This window comes from Roseivirga seohaensis subsp. aquiponti, assembly GCF_001267955.1.
GTDB lineage: Bacteria > Bacteroidota > Bacteroidia > Cytophagales > Cyclobacteriaceae > Roseivirga > Roseivirga seohaensis.
In genome coordinates this window covers 186,210-192,752 of record NZ_JSVA01000009.1, presented here as the reverse complement: position 1 = coordinate 192,752, position 6,543 = coordinate 186,210, and the positions used below count along the sequence as shown (strand labels likewise).

The 6,543-nt window shown below is 42.1% G+C and carries 5 protein-coding genes; 4 read left to right on the top strand and 1 reads right to left on the bottom strand.

Translation table 11 applies throughout. The features are described from left to right. Positions 1-180 precede the first annotated feature (180 nt). Entirely contained in the window at positions 181-423 is a 243-nt protein-coding gene (locus OB69_RS09530) for a type B 50S ribosomal protein L31 (RefSeq protein WP_053223489.1), read from the bottom strand. Between the two features lie 161 nt (positions 424-584). Between OB69_RS09530 and OB69_RS09525 the strand changes: the two genes are divergently transcribed. From OB69_RS09525 to OB69_RS09510, 4 genes are all read left to right on the top strand, one after another. Next, the gene (locus OB69_RS09525; protein ID WP_053223488.1) at positions 585-2,249 is read left to right on the top strand and encodes a hypothetical protein; all 1,665 of its coding nucleotides are present in this window, start codon (positions 585-587) and stop codon (positions 2,247-2,249) included. Positions 2,250-2,298: 49 nt separating this feature from the next. Beyond that, entirely contained in the window at positions 2,299-4,128 is a 1,830-nt protein-coding gene (locus OB69_RS09520; RefSeq protein ID WP_053223487.1) for an ABC transporter ATP-binding protein, read from the top strand. 65 nt (positions 4,129-4,193) lie between these two features. Continuing rightward, the gene (gene lpcA / locus OB69_RS09515) at positions 4,194-4,781 is read left to right on the top strand and encodes a D-sedoheptulose 7-phosphate isomerase (protein ID WP_053223486.1); all 588 of its coding nucleotides are present in this window, start codon (positions 4,194-4,196) and stop codon (positions 4,779-4,781) included. Continuing rightward, a complete protein-coding gene (locus OB69_RS09510; RefSeq protein WP_053223485.1) occupies positions 4,771-6,306 on the top strand; it encodes a YifB family Mg chelatase-like AAA ATPase in 1,536 nt (511 codons plus the stop codon). The genes lpcA and OB69_RS09510 overlap by 11 nt, the downstream gene beginning before the upstream one ends. Positions 6,307-6,543 lie beyond the last annotated feature (237 nt).

Below are 6,543 nucleotides of genomic sequence, written 5' to 3'. Positions count from 1 at the left end.
CAATGAAGAAAGGCCTCACTTGAGCTGTTCAATGAAAACGCCAAACTTAATGCACAGACAAAAAACTATAAAAATCAAAAGCTATAAAAACAAAATTGCCAATGGGTCATGACCCATTGGCTATTAATATTTATCCTTGTAAAACTGTATCGCTTATTTAGGACGGGACAAAATTGATGATTACTTCTTGTAACGCTTGTTGAACTTCTCAACACGTCCTGCAGTATCAACAAATAATTTCTTACCAGTGTAGAAGGGATGCGAAGCAGAAGAAACTTCCACTTTAATCAATGGATAAGTGTTTCCATCTTCCCACTCAATGGTTTCTCCTGAAGTCATTGTAGACTTCGTCATAAATTTGAACTCGCTTGAAGTATCGTAAAATACAACTGGCTTATATTCAGGGTGGATTTCTTTTTTCATAACGCTATTCTTAGTACTTCCCTCAAAAAGGACTGCAAATGTAGTGAGCCACAGTCGATTTCACAAATATAATTACTTTATTATTGATGTTTTTAAGCTTTCCCTAAAATTAAACCATCTGTACCGCAGCAGTGCTTATCTTGCAGCAGCTATATACGCCTATGAAAAAGCTATTTTTACTTCTCTGCCTTACATTCTTTACAGTTTCGGCTTTGAGCCAAAGCAGTTTAATTCCTTACAATCGAGATTATTACCATATCATCGATCGCTTTGTAGCCAAATTTCCTGAGCAGGCCAAAGAGTTCCAAACGACTTTTAAACCCGTAAGCCGAGAAAACTTAGCGGTATTTTTAAATTCGATTAAAGAGGAGTATCCAAACTTTTCGGAACAAGATAAATTTAATTTCGAGTTTTTAATGAACGACAATTGGGAGTTTACTGATTCGGAATACATAGAAAACGATAAAAATTGGTGGGATGTCTTCTACACTAAGAAGTCGGACTTACTTTATTACCAAGGAGGAAATTCTACCATACACATTAACCCGGTTTTTGATTTTACTGGCGGAAAAGACTCAGAAACCGATGGCGTTATTTACACTAACACAAGAGGCGCAGAAGTGCAAGGCTCAATAGATGGAAAAATAGGTTTTTATACTTTCATAAGCACTACACAGGCACAGTTTCCTACCTATGTGAATAACTATATAAGTGGCCCACAAATGGCCTTTCCGAATGAGGGAATATGGAAACAGTTTAAAGATGACGGTTATGACTTTTTTCACGCAAGAGGGTATTTTACCTTCGGCTTAACCAAAAGCATAAAAGTACAAGCGGGTTACGATAAGAACTTTATAGGCAACGGACACCGCTCCATGATTCTTTCGGATTTCTCTAGCCCTTATCTCTTCTTGAAAATCGATACTCAAGTAGGGCCTTTTCAGTACACTAACATGTTTTCTGAACTCACAGCGGACATCGCGTTTACCGGCAGGGGTTTTCCTGGTGATGGCGATTATCCTAAAAAGTTCTGGGCTTTTCACCGTTTAGGGTTAAATATTACGCCAAAATTCAGTATTGGATTATTTGAATCGGTAATGAGTGAGAATGCCACATTGGCCTATTTTAACCCCATTATTTTTTACCGAGCCGTAGAACTACAGGAAGGCAGCCCCGATAACGTTTTGCTCGGGCTAGATTTTAACTGGAAAGTGAAAAAAGGAATTTCTGTTTACGGCCAAGCTCTGTTAGACGAATTTGTACTTGGCGATCTTCGCGCTGGTGAAGGCAGCTGGAGAAACCGCTACGGCATACAACTTGGCGCTAAAAGTATCGATGCTTTTGGTGTTTCTAATCTCGACTTACAGGCAGAACTTAATTTTGCTCGCCCTTACCTCTACCAAAGCGAATTTGATAATAGTTACTCTAATTACAGAAATCCATTAGCGCATCCAATAGGAGCGAATTTTCAAGAATTGGTTTTAGTAGGTCGCTACCAGCCTTTGGAAAGACTTTCAGTGGTAGGTAAAATCATTTATTCCGATTTGGGCGAAGACCTTGGCGATGGCGTAAATTATGGTGGAAACGTATTGGCCGATACGGATGACCGCGCGTCTACTTCGGGCAACAAAATTGGGCAAGGCGCAAATGCTAAAAACATGTACATCGAATTAAGAGGGTCGTACACGCTTATGCATAACGTGTTTTTCGATTTGGGTTTATTACAAAGGAACTTTAATAGCGAATTGGCGGCTCGCGACTTAAACAGCACAACCATTAGTGCCTCACTTCGTTGGAATTTGGCCAAGCGCCAACACGAGTTTTGAAATCGGGCTTTCCCCATTATTTATATTTAACTTTGGCCGAAATTGAATTATGAAGACTTTTCGGAGAATTCTGGCATTTGCCAAACCTTACCATAAGCATTTCCCACAGTACTTTCTGTTTGCCACGCTGGCCATCATTTTCAGCTTAACTAATTTGGCTTTATTAGAGCCTTTATTCAGTATCATATTTGAAAACACAAAGGAAGGACTTGACCCTGTAGCGACTGTTGGTGATCAGGTTGGCTTTTTAGATCAGCTTAAAGGCATTCTCTACGAAAAACTGATTTACCTGCGCGATACCTACGGTAAGTCAAGTAGCTTGATTTATGTCAGTGTGATTATCGCCATTTCGGCCTTGCTCTCCAACCTCTTCACTTACCTTTCAAATGTCACCATGGGCATTGTAAAGGCCAATGTGGTGCAAAAAATTCGAACCAAAGTATTTAAAAACACCACTAACCTTCACTTGAACTTCTTCTCTGGTGAAAGAAAAGGCGACATCATGTCGCGTATGACGAACGATATTCAGGAAATTGAAGTCACTTTGGTCAGCTCTATTAAAGTGCTTTTTAGAGAACCTGCCACCATCATTATTTATGTGGCTTTTCTTTTAGCTACTTCGCTTCAGCTAACCTTATTCGTTTTGGTTTTCTTCCCTGTTATGGGTTTTCTGATTTCGTGGATTGTAAAGAAGTTAAAGAAAAAGGCCGTACTAAGTCAAGAGTCATTAGGTAGAATTGTGAACCTGATGGACGAAGTTTTTTCTGGCATGCGCATTATCAAAGGTTTTAATGCCAAAGATTATGTAGACGACCTTTTCGAAAAGGAAACCATGACATACCGAAAAATCAACATTTCCATGGCGCGTAAGAACGAACTGGCATCGCCCGTTTCTCAGTTTTTAGGTATTGTGGTAGTGGCTTCCCTTTTGGTTTATGGTGGAACACTCGTTTTAAACGAAAAAGGTGGCTTACAAGCGGGTGAGCTTTTGGCTTACATTGCCGTGTTCAGCCAAATTATTAATCCAGCAAAAAGTATCTCTCAGTCCTTGAGTAACATTCAGCGCGGTATCGTTTCAGCAGATCGTATTTTTAAATTGATTGATGAACAACCAAAAATTGAAAACAAACCGAATGCTACTGTTCTAAAAGGTTTCAATGATAAAATTGAGTTCCGAAATGTGAGCTTCGCTTACGACAAAGAAACGGTATTAAAGAATATCAACTTTACGGTGGAAAAAGGGAAAACGGTGGCTTTAGTAGGTTCTTCTGGTGGCGGAAAATCGACCATGGCAGATTTGATTCCTCGCTATTTTGACCCAACAGATGGCGAAATTCTAATTGACGGGCATCCGCTTACAAGCGTAACGGCCGAATCGTTACGTGCGCTTATGGGTATTGTAACCCAAGAGTCAATTCTATTTAACGACACCGTATTTAAGAACATAGCGTTTGCCATGCCCAATGCCAAGCTGGAAGACGTAATGCAAGCCGCCAAAATTGCCAATGCCTACGACTTCATCATGGATTTGGAACATGGTTTCGAAACCAATATTGGTGAGCGAGGCGGAAAGCTTTCTGGTGGTCAGCGCCAACGATTGAGCATTGCCCGTGCGGTAATGAAAAACCCACCGGTATTGATTTTGGATGAAGCCACTTCGGCACTCGATTCTGAATCTGAAAAACTGGTGCAGGAAGCTTTGGCCAACCTAATGAAAAACAGAACCTCGATTGTGATTGCCCACCGATTGAGCACCATTCAGCATGCCGATGAAATTTTGGTAATGCAAAAAGGTGAAATTGTAGAGCGAGGTAATCACCAAACTTTATTGCAACAAAACGGAGTGTATACTAAGCTCATCAACATGCAATCCATTTAGATTTATTTCAGATTACATTGATATATTTCTTATAATTCCCTTTATTCGATTAAAACCTCTTCAACATGGACAATTATAGTCTGATTAAGCAAGAATTACAGGAAGCCGCCAAAGTGCTAGAAAACTTTCTGAATAACGAACAAAACATTGAAGCCATAGAAAAGGCCGCTCAAGCCTTTGTAGATACCATAAATAATGACGGTAAAATTTTCAGCTGCGGCAATGGTGGTTCGCACTGTGATGCCATGCATTTTGCTGAAGAACTGACTGGTCGTTACCGCGAAAACCGAAGGGCCTTGCCTGCCATTGCCATTTCAGACCCCAGCCATATCAGCTGTGTTTCAAACGATTTCGGTTACGAATCTATCTTCTCTCGCTATATCGAAGGTTTGGGACGCGAGGGCGATGCTGTTTTGGCGATTAGCACCAGCGGCAACTCTAAGAACATTCTTCGCGCAGCCACAGTGGCCAAGCAGCGAAAAATGAAAGTTATTGCCCTTACGGGGAAAAATGGGGGTGAATTGGCAGAACTGGCCGATGTAGAAATTCGTGTGCCACACATGGGCTATGCCGACCGCGTTCAGGAAATTCACATTAAAGTAATTCACATACTTATTCAACTGATAGAAAAAGGAACTACAGATGTTGAGTAAAGGCTACGGAGCGGCTGTACATGGTGTAGATGCAAGAATCATCACCATTGAAGTGAACATTGTGCAAGGCACTAAGTTCTGGCTCAGTGGTTTGCCCGATAGCGCTGTTAAGGAAAGTGAGCATCGCATAGAATCTGCCCTCAAGCATTTCGATTACCGCATGCCACGCCAAAAAGTGGTGGTCAATATGGCTCCAGCCGACATCAAGAAAGAGGGTTCTGCCTACGATTTGCCCATCGCTTTGGGCGTGTTGAACGCTTCTAACCAAATCAATGCCCCAGAATTAGAGAAATACCTCATTATGGGCGAAATGGCCTTGGATGGAAATCTTCGTCCGATTAAAGGTGTGCTGCCTATTGCCATTGAGGCCAGAAATAACGGTTTCAAAGGTTTTATCCTTCCGAGCAAAAATGCCAATGAAGCGGCCATCGTCAACGACCTTGATGTAATTGGTGTAGGCAACCTGATTGAGGCCATCGAATTTCTGGAAGGAAAGCGACATATTGAGCCTTTAGAATACGATACCCGCGATAAGTTCTTCACCCATTTGAATGACTATGAAGCGGATTTTTCGAATGTTCAAGGACAAGAAAATATCAAACGTGCTTTAGAAATTGCAGCAGCGGGTGGTCATAACGTCATCATGATTGGTCCACCTGGCGCAGGAAAAACCATGTTGGCGAAAAGGCTTCCGTCTATCCTTCCTCCACTGAGTTTGTACGAAGCGCTGGAAACCACCAAAATACATTCGGTAGCGGGTAAACTGACTGCCAATGGCGACTTGGTTACTAAAAGACCTTTCCGTTCTCCGCACCATACCGTAAGCGATGTAGCCTTGGTGGGTGGCGGTGGAAACCCACAACCGGGAGAAATTTCTTTGGCGCACAATGGAGTACTTTTTCTGGATGAATTGCCAGAGTTCAAACGCACTGTTTTAGAAGTAATGCGTCAGCCTTTGGAAGAACGTAAAGTGACCATTTCTCGCGCCAAGGTTTCGGTAGATTTTCCTTCCAACTTTATGCTGATTGCCAGCATGAACCCTTGCCCTTGCGGTTATTACAATCACCCAGAAAAAGATTGCGTTTGCGGTTCGGGACAAGTGCAGCGCTACCTCAATAAAATCAGTGGACCATTACTGGACCGCATTGATTTGCATGTAGAAGTAACGCCAGTTTCCTTCGACCAAATGACAGAAAACCGAAGGGCCGAAGACAGTGCTGCTATTCGAGAAAGGGTAATCAAAGCCCGCGCTATTCAAACTGCCCGATTGAAAGACCACGGCCTACATTCCAATGCCATGATGCCTTCGCAAATGGTGAAAGACATTTGCCAGATTAACGATGCAGGAAGGGTGCTTTTAAAAACCGCTATGGAGCGTTTGGGGCTTTCTGCCCGTGCCTATGATAGAATCCTAAAAGTAAGCCGCACCATTGCCGATTTAGCCGGCAGCGAAGAAATAAAAATTGAGCACCTGGCCGAAGCCATCCAATACCGCAGCTTAGATAGAGATGGTTGGGCAGGTTAAATTTAGAGGATAGATATTAGAAGTTAGATTATAGTCTATAGTTACTCAGTCGCTATCGCAGGTTCTCCGAACCTGTGACTCACTATGACTGCTAGAACTCTGTCCGTTTTAATTCAATATAAATCCAATTGGTTCTCCAGTAATTTGAGAGGATGCTGAGACACCCACGAAGCTTCGGGGCGTTTCAGGGTCTGCCTATTTGAACCACATTTTTTATACAGTCGCACTGGGTGATTT